General features: G+C 66.9%; 16 protein-coding genes. 9 read left to right on the top strand and 7 right to left on the bottom strand.

Annotated features, from left to right (window positions below; all coding sequences use genetic code 11):
- Window positions 1-449 precede the first annotated feature (449 nt).
- From pepQ to rph, 7 genes are all read right to left on the bottom strand, one after another.
- The gene (gene pepQ / locus CLM74_RS17340) at window positions 450-1,802 is read right to left on the bottom strand and encodes a Xaa-Pro dipeptidase (protein ID WP_105164595.1); all 1,353 of its coding nucleotides are present in this window, start codon (window positions 1,800-1,802) and stop codon (window positions 450-452) included.
- 75 nt (window positions 1,803-1,877) lie between these two features.
- A complete protein-coding gene (locus tag CLM74_RS17335; protein ID WP_025874204.1) occupies window positions 1,878-2,252 on the bottom strand; it encodes a PilZ domain-containing protein in 375 nt (124 codons plus the stop codon).
- Window positions 2,249-4,525, bottom strand: a complete 2,277-nt coding sequence (locus tag CLM74_RS17330) for a DUF1631 family protein (RefSeq protein ID WP_105164594.1) — start codon at window positions 4,523-4,525, stop codon at window positions 2,249-2,251. Before CLM74_RS17330 ends, CLM74_RS17335 begins: the two co-directional genes overlap by 4 nt.
- A gap of 119 nt (window positions 4,526-4,644) precedes the next feature.
- Window positions 4,645-5,871: a radical SAM family heme chaperone HemW gene (hemW, locus tag CLM74_RS17325; protein WP_234003485.1), complete on the bottom strand. Its 1,227-nt coding sequence runs from the start codon at window positions 5,869-5,871 to the stop codon at window positions 4,645-4,647.
- A gap of 58 nt (window positions 5,872-5,929) precedes the next feature.
- Complete coding sequence (gene rdgB / locus CLM74_RS17320; RefSeq protein WP_105164593.1) at window positions 5,930-6,526, bottom strand: RdgB/HAM1 family non-canonical purine NTP pyrophosphatase; 597 nt, start codon at window positions 6,524-6,526, stop codon at window positions 5,930-5,932.
- The gene (locus CLM74_RS17315; RefSeq protein WP_025874209.1) at window positions 6,526-6,912 is read right to left on the bottom strand and encodes a VOC family protein; all 387 of its coding nucleotides are present in this window, start codon (window positions 6,910-6,912) and stop codon (window positions 6,526-6,528) included. The genes rdgB and CLM74_RS17315 overlap by 1 nt, the downstream gene beginning before the upstream one ends.
- Window positions 6,909-7,634, bottom strand: a complete 726-nt coding sequence (rph, locus tag CLM74_RS17310) for a ribonuclease PH (protein WP_025874210.1) — start codon at window positions 7,632-7,634, stop codon at window positions 6,909-6,911. The genes CLM74_RS17315 and rph overlap by 4 nt, the downstream gene beginning before the upstream one ends.
- A gap of 122 nt (window positions 7,635-7,756) precedes the next feature.
- Here rph and CLM74_RS17305 point away from each other — a divergent pair, with 122 nt between their 5' ends.
- The 9 genes from CLM74_RS17305 (at window position 7,757) to CLM74_RS17265 (ending at window position 18,398) form a co-directional block, all read left to right on the top strand.
- Window positions 7,757-8,617 (top strand): YicC/YloC family endoribonuclease, encoded by an 861-nt coding sequence (locus tag CLM74_RS17305; RefSeq protein ID WP_105164592.1) that lies wholly within the window; start codon window positions 7,757-7,759, stop codon window positions 8,615-8,617.
- Window positions 8,614-9,276, top strand: a complete 663-nt coding sequence (gene gmk, locus CLM74_RS17300; protein ID WP_032976987.1) for a guanylate kinase — start codon at window positions 8,614-8,616, stop codon at window positions 9,274-9,276. The genes CLM74_RS17305 and gmk overlap by 4 nt, the downstream gene beginning before the upstream one ends.
- Before the next feature lie 110 nt (window positions 9,277-9,386).
- Complete coding sequence (gene rpoZ / locus CLM74_RS17295) at window positions 9,387-9,686, top strand: DNA-directed RNA polymerase subunit omega (protein ID WP_005410877.1); 300 nt, start codon at window positions 9,387-9,389, stop codon at window positions 9,684-9,686.
- Window positions 9,687-9,792: 106 nt separating this feature from the next.
- A complete protein-coding gene (locus CLM74_RS17290; protein WP_025874213.1) occupies window positions 9,793-11,955 on the top strand; it encodes a bifunctional (p)ppGpp synthetase/guanosine-3',5'-bis(diphosphate) 3'-pyrophosphohydrolase in 2,163 nt (720 codons plus the stop codon).
- A gap of 197 nt (window positions 11,956-12,152) precedes the next feature.
- Window positions 12,153-12,539 (top strand): RidA family protein, encoded by a 387-nt coding sequence (locus CLM74_RS17285; RefSeq protein ID WP_025874214.1) that lies wholly within the window; start codon window positions 12,153-12,155, stop codon window positions 12,537-12,539.
- Between the two features lie 7 nt (window positions 12,540-12,546).
- A complete protein-coding gene (recG, locus tag CLM74_RS17280) occupies window positions 12,547-14,658 on the top strand; it encodes an ATP-dependent DNA helicase RecG (RefSeq protein ID WP_105164591.1) in 2,112 nt (703 codons plus the stop codon).
- An 897-nt stretch (window positions 14,659-15,555) separates the two neighbouring features.
- Entirely contained in the window at window positions 15,556-16,494 is a 939-nt protein-coding gene (locus tag CLM74_RS17275; RefSeq protein WP_059064983.1) for a nucleoside hydrolase, read from the top strand.
- Between the two features lie 87 nt (window positions 16,495-16,581).
- Window positions 16,582-16,824, top strand: coding sequence for a type B 50S ribosomal protein L31 (locus CLM74_RS17270; protein WP_006389217.1), 243 nt, complete (start codon window positions 16,582-16,584; stop codon window positions 16,822-16,824).
- A gap of 296 nt (window positions 16,825-17,120) precedes the next feature.
- Window positions 17,121-18,398: a citrate synthase gene (locus CLM74_RS17265; protein ID WP_025874217.1), complete on the top strand. Its 1,278-nt coding sequence runs from the start codon at window positions 17,121-17,123 to the stop codon at window positions 18,396-18,398.
- Window positions 18,399-18,743 lie beyond the last annotated feature (345 nt).

The raw sequence follows: 18,743 nt of genomic DNA, 5'->3' as shown, positions 1-18,743 counted from the left end.
AGGTGGGGTAAGAGGGGTTTCGGCAGGGCTTGCAGCCCTGCATCCGCTACAAGCCAGAGCCACAGCAACGGCAACAGCGGCATTCGGTGGGATGGCGGGGTACTGTGGGTTTGCGGGGCCGCCGCAAGTACGTCCTTGTAGGCTTGGTCGCCGCATCCATGCGGCTCACACCCCGCAAACCCACAGTACCCCGCCTTCGACAGTTTCCCGCGGCTGTTGGTAACGGCGGTTGTCGGCACGCGGGACTATTGGTAGGTGTCGACCTTGGTCGACACGGAGCGAGCGCAGCAAGCGACCCGCTTCTGCTTTTCTTTTTTCTTTTCCGTGGTTGGACGCGCGCAAGGAACTGTCGAAGGTGGGGCGGGTGGGCCATGCAGGGGCGTTGGCGCCATGGATGGCGCCAACGCCCCTGCATGGCCCACCCGCCCCGCCAACCGCGGCTTTTGATTTCAGCATCCAACCACGAGGGGCTCAGCCGTGGCCGCCGCAAACACCGGGCGCGTCAGGTTGTCCGCCTCGCCATCAGTGCAAAGCACTTCGTCTTCAATGCGGATGCCGCCGTACGGACGGAAGAAGTCCACACGCTCCCAGTTGATCGCATCGCCATGACCGGCGGCCTTCACTTCGTTCAACAGCATGTCGATGAAGTACAGGCCCGGCTCGATCGTCACCACCATGCCCGGCTCCAGCACGCGGGTCAGGCGCAGGTACGGATGGCCGGCAGGGCGCTCGATGCGGCCGCCTTCATCGCTGGCCGCGAAACCGGCCACGTCATGCACCTGCAGGCCGATCAGGTGGCCGATGCCATGCGGGAAGAACGCGGCGCTGACGCCGGTTTCCAGCGCAGTCTGCGGCGACACCTTGATCACGCCGAAGTCTTTCAGCACGCCCATCAGCGACAGGTGCGCATCCACGTGCAGCTGCTTGTAGTCGAAGCCCGGGCGCACGGCCGCGCACATCGTCTGCTGCGCGGCATCGACCGCTTCGATCATCGCCGCGAACTCGTCATGGCCGGCGGCGGCGTAGGTGCGGGTGATGTCGCTGGCATAGCCGTGCGCGCTGGCGCCGGCATCGATCAGGAAGCTGCGCAGCGGCTGCGGTGCCTTGCGGCCCAGTTCGGTGTAATGCAGCACCGCCGCATGCTCGTTCAAGGCCACGATGTTGCCGTACGGCAGCTCGGTGGCGTCCTGGCCCACGGCCTGGCAGTACGCCATGTGGATGCTGAACTCGTCGGCGCCGTTGCGGAACGCCGCTTCGGCGGCGCGATGGCCGCGCACGCCGAGCACCTGCGCCTGGCGCATCAGGGCGATTTCGTACGGCGTCTTGCTGCCGCGGTGCCATTCCAGGTAGTTCACCACCGGCGCCGGATTGTTGGGCACATACGCGCCCAGCGCGCTCTGCGGCTCACCCAGGATCGCGCAGCGCGCCGGGTCGGGCGGCAGCAGTGCCAGCGCTTCGTCCGGCGTGCGGATGATATGGATGTCGAAGTGCTCGACCCACCAGCCGCTCGGTGCATCCGGCACCACATGCCAGTAGTCGAACGGCTGGTGGAAGATCACCGCCGGACGCTTGCCCGGGGTGAACACGATCCAGCTGTTGGGTACACGGGTCAGCGGCAGCCAAGCCTTGAACTGCGGGTTGACCGCGTACGGATAGTCACGATCGTCGAAGACCTGGTAGTGCAGGGTGCCGCTGGGCACCACCAGGTGGTCGAAGCCGCCGCGTGCCAGCGCCTGCTCGGCGCGTCGGCACAGCACGGCCAGGTGGTCGGGATACAGGGCGCCGGGGTCTTGCTGGATCATTGCGGTGGCTCGACACGGAAAACGGCCCTAGATTCTGCCGGATACCGACGCAATCCGCTGTGCCGGAACCGGCACTCAGCCCGTCGAAACCGGTGCCTCGTCGCTGTCTTCGCCGATCCACCGGCGCAGCAGCTGCCGATGCTCGCGTGACAGGGTCAGGAAGCGGAAGCCTGCCCAGCTCTGGCCGGGGGCATGCGCCGGTTCGCTCCACAGCAGGTGTACGCCGACGTCGATCCACTCGCTGCGGCCATCGGCCAATGGCAACGGGAAGCGCAACTGATACAGCGCGTCGTCGCGCAGCGCGGCGCTGGCCAGCATCAGCATGCCGGTCTCGGACACGTTGCCAAGCCGGCCGACCACGCTGTCGCGCATCTGGTCGGTCACCGGTACCAGATCGGACACCTGCCGGCGCGGCGCGCGGCGGGTATCAACGGGCGGTTGCGTACTCATGCGTTGGGCTCCTGCGGGCGACGTCCGGCCAGCGTGCGCAGTGCGCTCAGGCTGGCCTTCCAGGCGCGGTCGACCAGACGGCCCTTGTCTTCGGTGACCAGCTGCGCGCGTCCGGCGGCCATCTGCCGGGCGAGGGCATCCAGGGTGGTTTCGCCGATCTTCTGCCCACGCGCGTTGACCAGCAGCACATGACCGGTCAGCAGGCTGTACCAGGACAGGCGCTGGCGGCGCAGCGCGCCTTCGCCATCGTCGATATCGAACCAGCTGCCGAAGGGCAGCGCGCACAGCTGCTGGTAACTGGCCTCCTCGGCCTCGCTGCGTGGTGCCGCATCGCTTGCCGGGGCCTGTGCGCCGGTGTGTTCGCCCAGCCGTGCACGGGCCTTCAGGCGTGCACTGAGCTCGGTGCGCGAGGTGCTTTCGTCTTCGCCACCCGGCGTGGACAGGCGGCGCGCGACGGCAGCCGCCTCCTCTGCGTGGTAGCCCACCTGCAGCAGGGCCGATTCAACCTCGGCAGCCAGCGCAGCGTCGGTCGCGCTGCTTTCGCTGGCGGCCTCGGCAGTGATCGCCGCGATGCGTTCGGTCTGCTGCAGGCGCTCCTGCCATTGCGGAGAATCATCGCCGTGGCGCAGGCGGGTCAGCGTCAATGCATCTGCCCACGCCTGGCGCAGCAGTGTCTGTACGAAGCGCGGCGGCTCCTGCGTATCGCAGCACTGGTCGATCTGCGCATTGGCCTGGCGTCGCGCAAGTTCCAGCCGCTCCTTGCCGCGTGCGGCTTCCACGTGACGGCGCTCGGCCAGCTCGGCGCGGTGCGCGGCGGCGCGCTGGTGCTGCTGTATCTCGTCGTTGGCGGCGGCAAAGGCCTCGGGCGTGCGTGCATCCTGGCCGAGCAGGCCCTGCACGCTCTGCGCCAGTCGCTGCAGCAGCTGCGGATCGACATCGTCATCGCCGAGCCAGCTGGCGCCGGCTTCAGCGACATGGTTGAGCAGTTCGCGTGCCGGATGTTCGTCGCGCACGAAGAAGCCCGGGTCGGCCATCGCTGCGCGCGCCAGCGGTACCTGCAGGCGCGCGAGCAGGGCGGCTGGCACCGGGTCCGGCCGTTGCTGCTGCTGCACCTGCTGCAGCAGCAGACGCAGCAGATCGAGGTTGTCGCGGTCGTGGCTGCCAAGACTGGCCTGCGCGCCATGTTCGCTGCGCAGCTGGGCGACCACGGCGGCCTGCAGATCGGTCATGGCGCTGGCGGCGCTGGCCTGCCCCTGCAGGCGCGCCAGCACGGCATCAACCGCTGCACTGGGCAGGGCCGCTGGATCGGCCGCTGGCTGCGGGGTCTGCCGCGCCTGTTGCAGCATCTCGTGCAGCACGCTGCTGGCCGGTACCGTCATGCCGGCCGACGCGCCGGGCGCGTCCGCATCGGCGAAGGCGTCCTGCATCAACGTCGACCACGAGCCGGGCGGTGCCGAGCCGCCCCAGCCGGTCATCGGCGTGGGCACGCGCGGAGACGGGCGTCCGCTGCGGCCGCTGCCGACCGACTGGGTGATGATCCGGCGGGTGCTCGAAGAACGTGCCAGGTACGGGGTGTAGACCAGGCCCGGCAGGATGCCGTGCTGTGCCAGCAGCGCATTGGCGCGGTCGAGCACATTGCCCAGCCGCTCCAGTACCTGCCGCTCGAAGCTGCGGTACAGCGCCATCTGTACCTCGGCGCTGAGGGCATCCTGCTCGGCCAGCTTCCGCACCATCGCGCACAGGGCCTGCGGTGCGAGGGGCAGGGTGTCAGCTTCAAAGGCTGGTGCGCCGGCAACAACACCCAGGCGCTGGCCCAGCAGATTCAAGGCGTTGGCCGAACGCAGGGTTTCCCGGCGCACCATTTCGGTCAGCAGCAGGTCGCGGTCGACTTCATGCTCGGCGACCAGGGTCAACCCCAGCATGCCGGGCAAGGGCGGTGGGGTGGCGGCGGCCACCACCGGGGCAATCGGTTCACGCAGCCGCGCAAGCGCATCGGCCAGTGCATCGAGCATGCGGTCGCTGAAGTGGCCGGCGAACGCATGCAGCTGGCCGCGCTGTGCCAGCAGGTCGGCCTGCTGTTGCGGGTTGCGGGCATGGTCGGCGTCATGCAGCAGGGTCTGCTCCAGCGCTTCCACGGTCAGGATCAGCGGTGCCGTCAGGGCCTGGTGGCACAGGCCGATCAACGCGCCCAGCAGCTCGCGCACGCGCGGAGGCAGGTCGGCTGCGGCCAGGCGGGCAGTGTCGGCACTGGAAAGGGAAAAGACAGCAGACATCGGCGAGGGGGTCCGGATTCCCGCGGATCGATCTTGGAATCTACCGTGTCGGCCGGTGAAGGCGCTACTTTAGCGATGGATCCATTCAGGGCCGCCTGCGATGGCGGCGCCGCAGCAGATCATGCTTCCAGGAACAGGCTGACCACATCGTTGGTGAAGCGCCGGCCCAGTTCGGTCGGCTGCACGTGCCCGTCTGCCACCACCAGCCAGCCACGCTGCACTGCTTCGCGCAGTGGTGCGTCCAGCACGCTGCGGGCCAGGCCGGTGCGCGATTCGAAGTCGCGCAGGCTGAACCCTTCGTGCAGGCGCAGCAGGTTGAGCATGTACTCGAACGGCAGGCGCTCGGCGGCGATCACTTCGTCACCTCCGAACGATGCGGCCGTGCCTGCGGTATCCATGAACGTCTGCGGGTGCTTGTGTTTCCAGCGTCGCAGCACGTGTTCCTCGGCACCGGAACTGATCTTGCCGTGTGCGCCGGCACCAATGCCGAGGTAGTCACCAAAACGCCAGTAATTCAGGTTGTGCGCGCTCTGCCGGCCGGGGCGGGCATAGGCACTCACCTCGTACTGGCCGAAGCCGGCCTGCGCCAGCAGCGCCTGGCAGTGTTCCTGCATGTCCCAGGCATGGTCTTCATCGGGGATGCCCTGCGGCGGCCGCGCGAAGAACACGGTGTTCGGTTCCAGGGTCAGCTGGTAGTGCGAGATGTGGGCCGGCTGCAACGCGAACGCGCGTTCCAGATCGGCCTCGGCACCGGCCAGGGTCTGCTCCGGCAGGGCGTACATCAGGTCGATGTTGAAGTTGTCGTAGCCCGCGTCCTGCGCCATCTTCACCGCGCGCTCGGCCTCGCCACTGTCGTGGATGCGGCCCAGGCGTTTCAGCGCGGCATCGTCAAAACTCTGGATGCCGAAGCTGAGGCGGTTCACCCCGGCCGCGCGGTAACGATCGAAGCGACCGTGCTCGGCGGTGCCCGGGTTGGTTTCCAGAGTGATCTCGGCATTCGGTGCAAAGCGCAGGCGGGCACTGGCCTGCTGCAGGAAGCGGTCGATCGCCTCGGGCGGGAACAGGCTGGGCGTGCCCCCCCCGAAGAACACGCTGCTGACCACCCGGCCCCAGACCAGCGGCAGGTCCTGGTCGAGGTCGCGCACCAGCGCATCGATGTAGGCATCGAAGGGCAGTTCGCCCTTGGCCTGGTGCGAGTTGAAGTCGCAGTACGGGCACTTGCGCACGCACCATGGCAGATGCACGTACAGCGCCAGCGGCGGTGGCACCAGACGCGGTGGGGCGTCGTGGTCGCAGGACTCGCCGGGCAGGTGGTTGCAGTGGTCGTGGTCGTGGGCGTGCGGCATGGTGGTCATCGGTAGTGCCGGCCGCTGGCCGGCTTCCCTGTGTCGATCGGGTGGGGTATCAGAGCCAGGCCGCGAGCTGCTGCTTGAGCTGCTGCAGGGCGATGGCGCGATGGCTGATGGCGTTCTTCAACGCCGGTTCCATTTCCGCCGCGGTCAGGCCGTGGGTGGTGTCCAGGAACACCGGGTTGTAGCCGAACCCATTCGTACCACGCAGTTCGCGGATGATCTGACCTTCCCAGCGGCCTTCGCAGATCAGTGGCTGCGGGTCGGTGGCATGGCGCAGCAGCACGATCACGGCGTAGAAGCGGGCGCTGCGCTGGCCATCGACGATGTCGGCCATCGCTTCCAGCAGCTTGGCATTGTTGGCTGCCGCATTGGTCGGGTGACCGGCATAGCGCGCGCTGTACAGGCCCGGTGCACCGCCGAGGGCATCGACAATCAGACCCGAATCATCGGCCAGCGCCGGCAGGCCGGTCGCTTCGCAGGCCGCGCGCGCCTTCAGCAGCGCGTTCTCGACGAAGGTCAGGCCGGTCTCTTCCACATCGCCCAGCCCCAGTTCGGCGGCCGAAGTGATCTGCAGCGGCAGGTCGGCGAGGATTTCCTGCATTTCCACCAGCTTGCCAGCGTTGTGGCTGGCCAGGACAAGCTTCTTCATCAGCGGGGCTCCAACAGGTCCCAAGTGTTGCCGTACAGGTCGCGGAACACCGCGACCGTGGCGTAGGGTTCTTCGCGCGGTTCTTCCAGGAACTGGACACCGGCAGCCAGCATCGCCGCGTGGTCGCGGCGGAAGTCATCGGTATTGAGGAAGAAGCCGACACGGCCACCGGTCTGGTTGCCGATACGACTGCGCTGCTCGTCGTCGCTGGCGCGGGCCAGCAGCAGGGCGGCGGCGCTGCCATCGGTCGGGCCGACCACCACCCAGCGCTTGCTGCCCTGGTCGATGTCGTCCAGCAGCTGGAAGCCGAGCTTGCCGGTGTACCAGGCGATGGCCTCGTCATAGTCGGCCACCACCAGGGTGGTCAGGGCAATGCGCCGGTTCATGCCGACAGCGCTGCCTGCTGCGCGGCCAGCAGCTCGGTCACGCCCTTCTCGGCCAGGCCCAGCAGGGCATCGAGCTCGTCACGGCGGAAGGCATGGCCTTCGGCGGTGCCCTGCAGTTCGATGAAGCCGCCACCGTCGTTCATCACCACGTTCATGTCGGTGTCGCAGTCGCTGTCTTCGGCGTAGTCCAGGTCCAGCACCGGGGTGCCGCGGTAGACGCCGACCGACACCGCCGCCACCGCGCCGAGGATCGGGTTGCGCTTGATGTCGCCGCGCTTCATCAGCACGTTCACCGCATCGACCAGGGCCACGTAGGCGCCGGTGATGGCCGCAGTGCGCGTGCCGCCGTCGGCCTGCAGCACGTCGCAGTCCAGGGTGATGGTGCGTTCGCCCAGTGCGTTGCGGTCCACGCAGGCGCGCAGGCTGCGACCGATCAGGCGCTGGATCTCCAGCGTGCGGCCGCCCTGCTTGCCGCGTGCGGCTTCGCGGTCGCTGCGGGTGTGGGTGGCGCGCGGCAGCATGCCGTACTCGGCGGTCACCCAGCCTTCGCCCTTGCCACGCAGGAAGCCCGGCACCCGGTTCTCGATGCTGGCCGTGCACAGCACGCGGGTTTCACCGAAGCAGACCAGCACCGAACCTTCGGCGTGGCGGGTGAAACCGCGCTGGATGACGACCGGGCGCAGCTGATCGGGCTGACGGCCACTGGGGCGGAAATCGGACATGGGGCAGGTTCCGTAGGGAAAGGGAGTACGCCACCATCCCCGCGGCCTTCACGGGGCGGGGAAAGGGGCTCAAAAGAGACCGCTAGGGTACCATTCCCCCTTTGCAAGCACCGGATACATCCATGATTCGAAGCATGACGGCTTATGCCGGCGGCGAGCGCTCCACCCCGTGGGGAACGCTGGGCTGCGAGCTGCGCTCGGTCAACCACCGCTTCCTGGAAGTGGGCACGCGCCTGCCCGAGGAACTGCGCGCATTGGAACCGCAGCTGCGCGAACGCATTTCCGCGCGCCTGAGCCGTGGCAAGCTGGATCTGGTGATGCGCCTGCGCGCGCCGGACTCGGCCGCCAGCCTGCAGGTCAACGAGGTGCTGCTGGGCCAGCTGGGCCAGCTGGCGCACCGGCTGACCTCCGATTTCCCCAACCTGCAGGTCAGCTTCACCGACCTGCTGCAGCTGCCGGGCGTCACCCAGGGTGAGGCCACCGATGCGGCAGTCCTGCAGATTGAAGCGCTGGCGCTGCTGGACCAGGTGCTGGAGGGCTTCATCGCCGCCCGCGAGCGTGAAGGCAATACGCTGGCCACCGCCATCGCCGAGCGCGTGGATGCCATCGAGCGCATCGCCGCGGAGGTCCGTACGCTGATTCCCGCCATTCGCGACGGCCAGCGCACCAAGCTCGCCGCTCGCCTGGCCGACCTGCCGCATCCGGTTGATCCGGGCCGCGCCGAGCAGGAACTGGTGATGTGGCTGCAGAAGCTGGACGTGGACGAGGAGCTGGATCGCCTGTCCAGCCATATCGTCGAGATCCGCCGCGTGCTCAAGCAGCGTGAACCGGTCGGCCGCCGCCTGGACTTCCTGCTGCAGGAGTTCAACCGCGAGGCCAACACGCTTGGCTCCAAGTCGGTGGACAGCCGCACGTCCAACGCCGCCGTCGAGCTGAAGGTGCTGATCGACCAGATCCGCGAGCAGGTGCAGAACATCGAATGAGCATTTCCACGCCCCCGGCCGCGATCGCACGCGGCACGCTGTACATCGTTGCCGCGCCCTCCGGCGCCGGCAAGAGCAGCATCGTCAACGCCACCCTGGCCCGCGACCCGCAGATTGCCCTGTCGATCTCGTTCACCTCGCGCGCCATGCGCCCGGGTGAAGTGAACGGCCAGCACTACCACTTCGTCAGCGCCGAGAAGTTCGAGGAAATGATCGCCGCCGGCGATTTCTTCGAACACGCCTGGGTGCATGGTGACTGGAAGGGCACCGCCCGCCAGTCGGTGGAGCCGCAGCTTGCGGCTGGCCAGGACGTGCTGCTGGAAATCGACTGGCAGGGTGCGCAGCAGGTGCGCCAGCTGGTGCCGGGCACGGTGACGGTGTTCATCCTGCCGCCGTCCAAGCAGGCCCTGCAGGACCGCATGCGCAAGCGCGGCCAGGACAGCGAGGCGGTCATCGCCCAGCGCCTGGGCGCCGCCCGCGATGAAATGCTGCACTTCAACGAGTTCGACTACGTCATCGTCAATGAAGTGTTCGACACCGCCGTGGACGAACTGTGCGCGATCTTCACCGCCAGCCGCCTGCGCCGGGATGCCCAGAAGGTCCGCCATGCCGGCCTGATCCAGGCCCTGCTGACCCCGGATGCGGGTTCAACTGATTGATTCCTAAAGGGTCCGGTGGGGGTTGGCTTGATTTTGTCCAGCCCCTGCCAGTACACTCCGTCCCCTTTCCCTCATTCGACTGAGCGGCCGACCGGTCGCCGGGAGCCCGTATGGCCCGCATTACCGTAGAAGATTGCCTGGAAGTCGTTAACAACCGTTTCGAGCTGGTGATGATGGCCTCCAAGCGCGCCCGTCAGCTCGCCAATGGCGTGCAGGCCACGCTGGACAACAGCGAGACCGAGGACAAGCCGACCGTGCTGGCGCTGCGCGAAATCGCTGCCCGCAAGATCGACAACGCGCTGATCGACGAAGTCGAGAAGGCCGAGCGTGAGCGCGCCGAGCGCGAAGCGCTGGAGTGGGCCGCCGCCGAAGTGGTCGCCGACGAAGACATGTCCAAGAACGACGATTGATCGCATCGATCAACGTCATTGCTGGATACGCCGAACAGCCCGCCCCGTGCGGGCTGTTTCGCATTCAGGGTTTGCCGTAAACGTCGCGCTGGCATAGGCTTTGGCCATGAACCCAGGCCCCACTGCCAAGGTCGCCGCAGTCCCCGCTGCCGCCGTACCCGATTACGTCCTCCAGCTCGAACGCGCCGCCCACTACCTGCCGCCCGAGCAGCTGCCGCTGCTGCGCCGTGCGTGGGAAGTCGGCGCCTCCGCGCACGCTGGGCAGACGCGCAAGTCGGGCGAGCCCTACATCACCCATCCGGTGGCCGTGGCCCAGGTGCTGGCCGAGCTCGGCCTGGACGTGGAAGCGCTGATCGCCGCGATCCTGCACGACACCATCGAAGACACCCCGCTGACCCGCGAGGCCCTGTCGGCCGAGTTCGGCGAAGCCGTGGCCGAACTGGTGGACGGCGTCACCAAGCTGGACAAGCTGAAGTTCCGCGACCGCCAGGAAGCGGCCGCCGAGAGCTTCCGCAAGATGCTGCTGGCGATGTCGCGCGACCTGCGCGTGATCATGATCAAGCTGGCCGACCGCCTGCACAACATGCGCACGCTGGGCGCGCAGAGCCGCGAAGCGCGTGGCCGCATCGCCCGCGAGACGTTGGAGATCTACGCCCCGATCGCGCAGCGGCTGGGCATGAGCCTGGTCAAGAGCGAACTGCAGAACCTTGGCTTCAAGGCGCTGTACCCGTGGCGCCACGCGATCCTGGAAAAGCACATCCGCAGCCAGCCGGTCGTGCGCCGCGAGGCGCTGGCGCAGGTGGAAGTGCAGCTGTCGCAGCGCTTGGCCAAGGAGGGCATCGAGCACCGCCTGGTCAGCCGCATCAAGACCCCGTGGAGCATCTACAACAAGATGCGCGACGAGAACAAATCCTTCGACCAGGTGATGGATGTGTTCGGCTTCCGCCTGGTCGTGCGCGGCGTACCGCAGTGCTACCACTCGCTGGGCGCGGTGCATGCCGCGTTCAAGCCGCTGGATGGGCGCTTCCGCGATTTCATCGCCATTCCCAAGGCCAACGGTTACCAGTCGCTGCACACGGTGCTGTTCGGCCCGTATGGTTCGCCGATCGAGGTGCAGATCCGCACCGAGGAAATGGACCTTATCGCCGAGCGCGGCGTGGCTGCGCACTGGACCTACAAGTTCGGCGGTGATTCGCCCAACAGCGCGCAGAGCCGCGCCCACGCCTGGATCGTCGAACTGATCGATTCGCAGCGGGCCGCCGGTTCGTCGCTGGAGTTCCTCGACAACGTCAAGGTCGACCTGTTCCCGGACGAGGTCTACCTGTTCACCCCCAAGGGCAAGATCCTGGCCCTGCCGCGCAATTCCACCGCGCTCGACTTCGCCTACGCCGTGCATACCGACGTCGGCAACATGGCCGTGGCCTCGCGCGTGGACAAGAAACTGGTGCCACTGCGCACCAAGCTGGTGTCGGGGCAGTCGGTGGAGATCATCACCGCGCGCTCGGCCACGCCCAAGCCGCAGTGGCTCGAATTCGTGGTGACCAGCAAGGCGCGCACCGCCATCCGCCACCAGCTCAAGCAGCTGGAGCACGAAGACGCCGTGCAGCTGGGCCACCGTATGCTCGACCGCGCGCTGGAAGCGATGGACAGCTCGCTGGAACGCCTGCCCAAGGGCCGCCTGGATGCCTTCCTGGCCGAACACCGGTTCCCGCGCCTGGAGGCCCTGCTGGCGGAAGTCGCGCTGGGCAACTGGATGCCGACCCAGGCCGCGCAGGCACTGATGGCCTACGCCGAACTGCGCGGCGGCGCGCATTCGCGCCACAGTTCGCAGGAAAAGATCCTGATCAACGGCAGCGAACGTGGCGTGGTCACCTTCGCCGGCTGCTGCCAGCCCATTCCGGGCGACGACATCATGGGCTACCACACCGCCGGCAAGGGCATCGTGGTGCACCGCATGGATTGCCCGAACCTGGCCGAACTGCGCAAGTCGCCCGAGCGGTGGGTGCTGATCGGCTGGGATACCACCGTATCCGGCGACTACGACACCTCGCTGGTGGTGGAAGTGGAGAACGGTACCGGCGTGCTTGCACAGCTGGCCGCGGCGATCGCGCAGAGCCATTCCAACATCGAGCGCGTGGATTACCTGGACCGCGATTTCAACGCCGCAGTGCTGGCGTTCAACATCCAGGTGCGCGACCGCAACCATCTGGCCGAAGTGATGCGTCGCCTGCGCCGCCTGTCGGTCGTGCAGGCCGTTCGCCGGCAGTAGATCCTGCGCGGACCCTGGTAGCGCCGGGCCATGCCCGGCGAGCGCGCAGCGCGGCATGAATCAAATGCCGCCGGGCATGGCCCGGCGCTACCGGATCCGCGCTGTTTCCCAACGGGAAGAGGATCCGGCCCCAGCCGACATTGCCCCCACCCGGTACAATCACCGCTCTGTTTTCCCCCAACGCACCGGAGCGACCCATGTCCCGCCAGATCATCAACACCGAAAAGGCCCCGGCCGCCATCGGCCCGTACTCGCAGGCCGTGCGCGCCGGCAACACCGTGTATTTCTCCGGCCAGATTCCGCTCGACCCGGCCACCGGCGACATCGTCGGCGTCGGTGACGTCGAAGCGCAGGCCCGTCGTGCCTTCGACAACCTCAAGGCCGTGGCCGAAGCCGCCGGCGGTTCGCTGGACAAGGTCGTGCGCCTGGGCCTGTACCTGACCGACCTGGCCGAATTCGCCAAGGTCAACGCGGTGATGCAGGACTACTTCCAGGCCCCGTTCCCGGCCCGTTCCACCATCGAAGTCTCCGGCCTGCCGAAGGGCGCCAACTTCGAGGTCGACGCGGTGATGGTCATCGACTGACCGCCACGTGGCACGCAAGGCGGCGGTCACCCCGGCACTGGCACCGTCCGGTGAAGCATCGCTTGCGATGCTCGCCGGCGTCGGCCCGGCCGTGGCCGCCAAGCTGCAGGCGCGTGGCCTGGCCACCCTGCAGGATCTCTGGCTGCACCTGCCGCTGCGCTATGAAGACCGTACCCGGCTGACCCGCATCGAAGACCTGCGCAACGGCATTCCGGCGCAGGTGGAAGTGCGGGTGGTGGCCGTCGAGCGCGGCATGCGCTACCGGCCGATGCTGAAAGTGGCAGTGGAGGATGAAGGGCAGGGCACCTTGGTGCTGCGCTTCTTCCATTTCCGCCAGCAGCAGGTCGGCCAGTTCGCGGTCGGCAACCGTCTGCGCTGCTTTGGTACGCCCAAACCGGGGCACCTCGGTTTGGAGATTGTCCATCCCAGCTACCAGGTACTGGGCCGCAACGACGATCCCGATCTCGGCGACCGCCTCGACCCGGTGTATCCCACCGTCGAAGGCGTCGGCCCGATGACGATGCGCAAGCTGATCGGCCAGGCGCTTGATCGCCTGCCGGAAGAAAGCACGCTGGAACTGCTGCCGACCGGCTGGCTCGAGGGCCTCGGCCTGCCATCGCTGCGCAGTGCGCTGCTGACCGTGCATCAACCACCGCCGGATGCAGACCTGGCCGCACTTGCCGCCGGTACCCATCCAGCGCAGCGCCGGCTGGCAATGGAAGAACTGCTGGCGCACCACCTCAGCCTGCGTCGCCAGCGCATTGCGTTGCAGGCGCATCACGCGCCGCCGCTGGCCGGTCCCGGCAAGCTGGCCAAGGCGTTGTTGAAGAAGTTGCCGTTCGCCTTGACCGGCGCGCAGGCACGCGTATTCAAGCAGATCCGCGAAGACCTTGCGCGCCCCAGCCCGATGCTGCGGCTGGTGCAGGGCGATGTCGGCTCGGGCAAGACCGTGGTGGCGGCATTGGCAGCGATGCTGGCGGTGGAGCAGGGCAAGCAGGTCGCACTGGCCGCCCCCACCGAATTGCTGGCCGAACAGCATCTCAACAACCTGCGCGGCTGGCTGGAGCCGTTGGGCGTGCGGATCGCCTGGCTGGCCGGCAAGGTCACCGGCAAGGCGCGCGCGAAGGTGATGGAACAGGTTGCCAACGGCGAAGCGCAGGTGGTGGTGGGTACCCACGCACTGATGCAGGAGGCGGTGGTATTCCACGATCTGGCGCTGGCCATCGTCGATGAGCAGCACCGCTTCGGCGTGCACCAGCGCCTGGCGCTGCGCGACAAAGGCAAGGGCGGCAACAACGTGCCGCACCAGCTGGTGATGACCGCCACGCCGATTCCGCGCACGCTGGCGATGTCCGAATACGCCGACCTGGATGTATCGGCCATCGACGAACTGCCGCCGGGCCGCACGCCGGTGCAGACCGTGGCACTGAACAACGATCGCCGTCCCGAGCTGATCGAGCGCATCGCCCTGGCCTGCCGCGAAGGGCGGCAGGTGTACTGGGTGTGCACGCTCATCGAAGAAAGCGAAGAACTGGATGCCACCCCGGCACAGGCCACCTACGAATCGCTGCAAGCACTGCTGCCGGGCGTACGCGTGGGGCTGGTGCATGGCCGGCTGAAGGCGGCCGAGAAGCTGGCGACGATGGTCGCGTTCAAGGCCGGCGACATCGACCTGCTGGTGGCCACCACCGTGATCGAAGTCGGCGTGGACGTGCCCAACGCCTCGCTGATGGTGATCGAGAACGCCGAGCGCCTGGGCCTGGCCCAGCTGCACCAGCTGCGTGGCCGCGTCGGCCGTGGTTCGGCGGTGTCGCGCTGCGTGCTGCTGTACCAGGCACCGCTTTCGCAGATGGCACGCGAACGCCTGCAGACCATGCGCGAAACCAACGACGGTTTCGTCATTGCCGAGAAGGATCTGGAGCTGCGCGGGCCCGGCGAACTGCTGGGCACCCGGCAAACGGGCCTGGCCGGTTTCCGCATTGCCGATCTGGCCCGCGATGCCGGCCTGCTGCCGGGCGTGCATGCGCTGGCCGAACGCCTGCTGGCGCAGCAACCGGCGCTTGCAGATCGCGTGGTGCAGCGCTGGATCGGTACGGCCGTGCGCTACGCCTCAGCGTAAGGATCGGGCAGCCGGCCGGGGTCAGAGCCCTTGTCCTGCGACCAACGGATCCGACCCCTGCATTTCCTACGCTGCCGGCAACTGCGTGCCCATGTATTCGGCCAAACCCCGGCATGCCAGCAGCAACCCGAAGGGATAACGGGACGCGGTCATGTCGGCGGTCCTTGTGCGCAAGGCAGGAGGCCACCCACGCGAAGGCGAGGGTGGCGGACGGTGAGTGGTTCCAATACCGGTGACGGCCTCAAGAACGCCGGCGGGCGCGAAGCCCCCACGCACCGCCCGCCATAGAACGCGCGGACGGATTGCCTGCCGGACGCCACGCAATAACACGCGCGCAACGCCGGCAGGCAAGCGTAAACAACAAGGCAGTCAAACGGGATTGGAAGCCCGCGCCATCCGTTGTCGATGGCCTCCCATGTTTTCCATGAAGGACCGTGCGCCTCAATGAGAAAAGTTGGAGAGATCGAAAACGCTGCAGTTGCAGCGCGGCCCCGCCCGGCACGCCGATTACGTCATCTTTCCCGATCCCGCCGACGTCCATCCACGCATGGCGTGGATCTACCGTGTCGACCAAGGTCGACACCCACCAAGAGCAGGCAATGCCGTGTCGACCAAGGTCGACACCCACCAAGAGCAGTGGACAACTGTCGAAGGCGGGGTGGGTCCGGTTGCGGGGGCGTGAGCCGCATGGATGCGGCGACCGAGCTTACATGGACGTACTTGCAGCGTCCCCCGCCACCGGACCCACCCCGCCATCCCACGGAATGCCAGCTTCTGCCGTTGCCGTTGCCGTTGATTCGGCGGGTGCCGGGCGCAGCCCGGCCGAACCCGACCCCCCATACTTGCAACGGTCATCATCCCGGTCCACACTTCGTTGCCGATCTGAAGACGGCAACGATGACCAAGAAGATCCCGCTGTTGATCGATACCGACCCCGGTGTCGACGACGCACTGGCCCTGCTGATGGCCTTCGCCGATGAACGGCATGACGTGGTCGCCCTGACCATCGCCGCCGGCAACGTAGGCCTGCAGTACACCGTCCGCAACGCCCTCAAGCTCTGCGACATCGTCGGCCGCACCGACGTGCCGGTGTTCGCCGGCAGCCCCGATCCGCTGCTGCATCCATCCGTCGACGCCGCCCACGTGCATGGCCGCGATGGCTATGGCGATGTGGACCTGCCGCCGCCGAGCCGCCAGGCCGACGCCGAGCACGCCGCGCTGGCCATCCTGCGCCTGTCGCACCAGCATGCCGGCGAACTGATGCTGGTGATGCTCGGCCCGCTGACCAACCTGGCGCTGGCGCTGAAACTCGATCCGACCCTGCCCCAGCGCATCAAGCGCATCGTGGTGATGGGCGGCGCAGTCACCTGCCACGGCAACATCACCCCTGCCGCCGAATTCAACATCGCCTTCGATCCGGAAGCCGCGCATGTGGTGTTCACCGCGTTCCCGCACTTGCTGGTGTCGGACTGGGAAGCCACCGTTGCCCACGGCCTGCCGTTGGCCGAAGCCGAGCAGTGGCTGGGTGCCGATTCCGATCGCGCGCGCTTCTACGAGCTGATCTCGCGCAAGACCCGCGGCCTGTCCGAAGACAGCAAGGGCGGCCGCTGGTATACCGCCGACGCGCTGGCCATGGCCTGGGCGCTGAACCCGGAAGGGCAGCTGCAGGTTGAATCGCGGCCGCTGAATGTGGAACTGAACGGCACGTTCAGCCGCGGCGCGACCATCGTCGACTGGAACCGCCAGACCGGCCAGCCGGACAACTGCGACTTGCTGATGGCCTACGACCAAGGGCGTTTCGAGGCCCTGGTACGCCAGGCCCTGGGTGCGGACTGAGGTCAGCCCCCTGCACTGGTTGCCCCGGGCGGCAACCAGTGCTTATAATGCCGCTCTTGACCACCAGCCCATTTACGGTGTGAGCCCATGAAGGCCGATATCCATCCGAACTACCGCGACGTCGTCTTCCATGACGTCACCTCCGATTTCAAGATCCTGACCCGCTCGACCATGAGCACGAAGGAAACCATCAAGTGGGAAGACGGCAACGACTACCCGCTGGTGAAGGTTGAAATTTCCTCGGCTTCGCATCCGTTCTACACGGGCAAGCACAAGGTCATCGACACCTCGGGCCGTATCGACAAGTTCCAGAAGCGCTACGCGCGCTGATACGTCGTACCCGGTTCGAACCGACGGCCGCGCTCTGCGCGGCCGTTTGTTTTTGTCCAGCGCCTACCCAACGGGCGTTTGGATGGACGGAACACTGCGTCCTTGTGACAACGCTTTTGCCGATCCCGGCCGCTCGCTGGCAGGGTGCCGGCTGCCTGTCGTCTACGACTTCTGTCTAGCGCCCGGCAAATGCTGCTGTGCGATAATGACCTGATCCCCGGCACAGGCCGAGGACGTCATTCACGTGCCTGACCAATGCGCTTGGGCAGGCGCCTTCCCATGAAGGAGCGCACACAGTGTCCGATCTTGATCAGGTCACGCTCAACGCCGGCGATAAGTCGGTCGTTCTGCCCGTCATCAAACCCACCCTCGGCAACGACTGCGTCGACATCGCGAAGCTGACCAAGGAAACGGGGTATTTCACCTACGATTCCGGTTTCACCGCGACGGCCAGCTGCAAGTCCGCCATCACCTACATCGACGGCGACAAGGGCGTGCTGCTGTATCGCGGCTACCCGATCGAGCAGCTGTCGGAGAAGTCGAGCTACGTCGAAGTGGCCTACCTGCTGATCAACGGCGAGCGCCCGAGCGCCGAGCAGCTGAAGGCCTTCACCGACGAGCTGGCTGCCGAAGCCAACGTCGATGAGTCGATCAACACCCTGATCGGCAGCTTCGCCAAGGATGCCCATCCGATGGCCATCCTGACCGCCGCCATCGCGCAGCTGTCGGGCATCTACCACGCCTCGCTGGACCTGTCCGACGCCGAACAGCGCCGCCAGGCCGCCGTGCGCCTGATCGCCAAGGTGCCGACCCTGTCGGCGCTGATCTACCGCCACGGCAAGGGCCTGCCGGCCAACAAGCCGGATACCTCGCTGGACTACGTCAGCCGCTTCCTGAAGCAGACCTTCGAGTCGGCTGATGGCAAGTACGAGCTGAACCAGGACGTGGTCAAGGCACTGGACCTGCTGTTCATCCTGCACGCCGACCACGAGCAGAACGCGTCGACCTCGACCGTGCGTCTGGTTGGTTCGACCGGTGCCAACCCGTATGCGTCGGTCGCCGCTGGCGTCACCGCGCTGTGGGGTCCGGCCCACGGCGGTGCCAACGAAGCCGTGCTGAAGATGCTGGAAGAGATCGGTTCGGCCGACAACGTCGAATCGGCTGTGCTCAAGGCCAAGGACAAGACCTCCGGCTTCCGCCTGATGGGCTTCGGCCACCGCGTGTACAAGAACTTCGATCCGCGCGCCAAGGTCATCGGCGAGATGACCGGCAAGGTGCTCAAGCAGCTGGGCGTGCAGGATCCGCTGCTGGACGTGGCCGTGAAGCTGGAACAGGCCGCGCTGCAGGACGAGTACTTCGTCGCGCGCAAGCTGTACCCGAACGTCGATTTCTACAGCGGCATCATCTACAAGGCGCTGCAGATCCCGACCGAGATGTTCACCGTCATGTTCGCCCTGGGCCGTACCTCCGGCTGGGTCTCGCATTGGCTGGAACAGCAGGTCGACCCGGAAATGAAGATCGGCCGTCCGCGCCAGGTCTATACCGGCCACGACGTGCGCGACTACCAGGGCTGATCGCCTGCGGTAGCTTGTGCTGAAAACGCCCCGCGATTGCGGGGCGTTTTTTTTGCTTCGCTTTTGGTAGATGCCAACCTTGGTTAGCAAGCTTTCGGCGCCCGCGAAACATCATCCACGCATGGCGTGGATCTACTGCGCTCCGGCTTCGGTGGGTGCCAACCTTGGTTGGCACGCTTTGGGCGTCCGCGAAACATCGTCCACGCATGGCGTGGATCTACTGCGCTCCGGCTTCGGTGGGGGCCAACCTTGGTTGGCACGATTTGGGCGTCCGCGCAAAATCATCCACGCATGGCGTGGATCTACTGCGCCCGGGCGCTTGGCACGATGTTCGCCGCGGCAAGA

This window comes from Stenotrophomonas sp. MYb57, assembly GCF_002966815.1.
GTDB classification, from domain to species: domain Bacteria; phylum Pseudomonadota; class Gammaproteobacteria; order Xanthomonadales; family Xanthomonadaceae; genus Stenotrophomonas; species Stenotrophomonas indicatrix.
The sequence above is the reverse complement of the archived record's forward strand: the minus strand, read 5'-3'. Positions and strand labels throughout refer to the sequence as shown.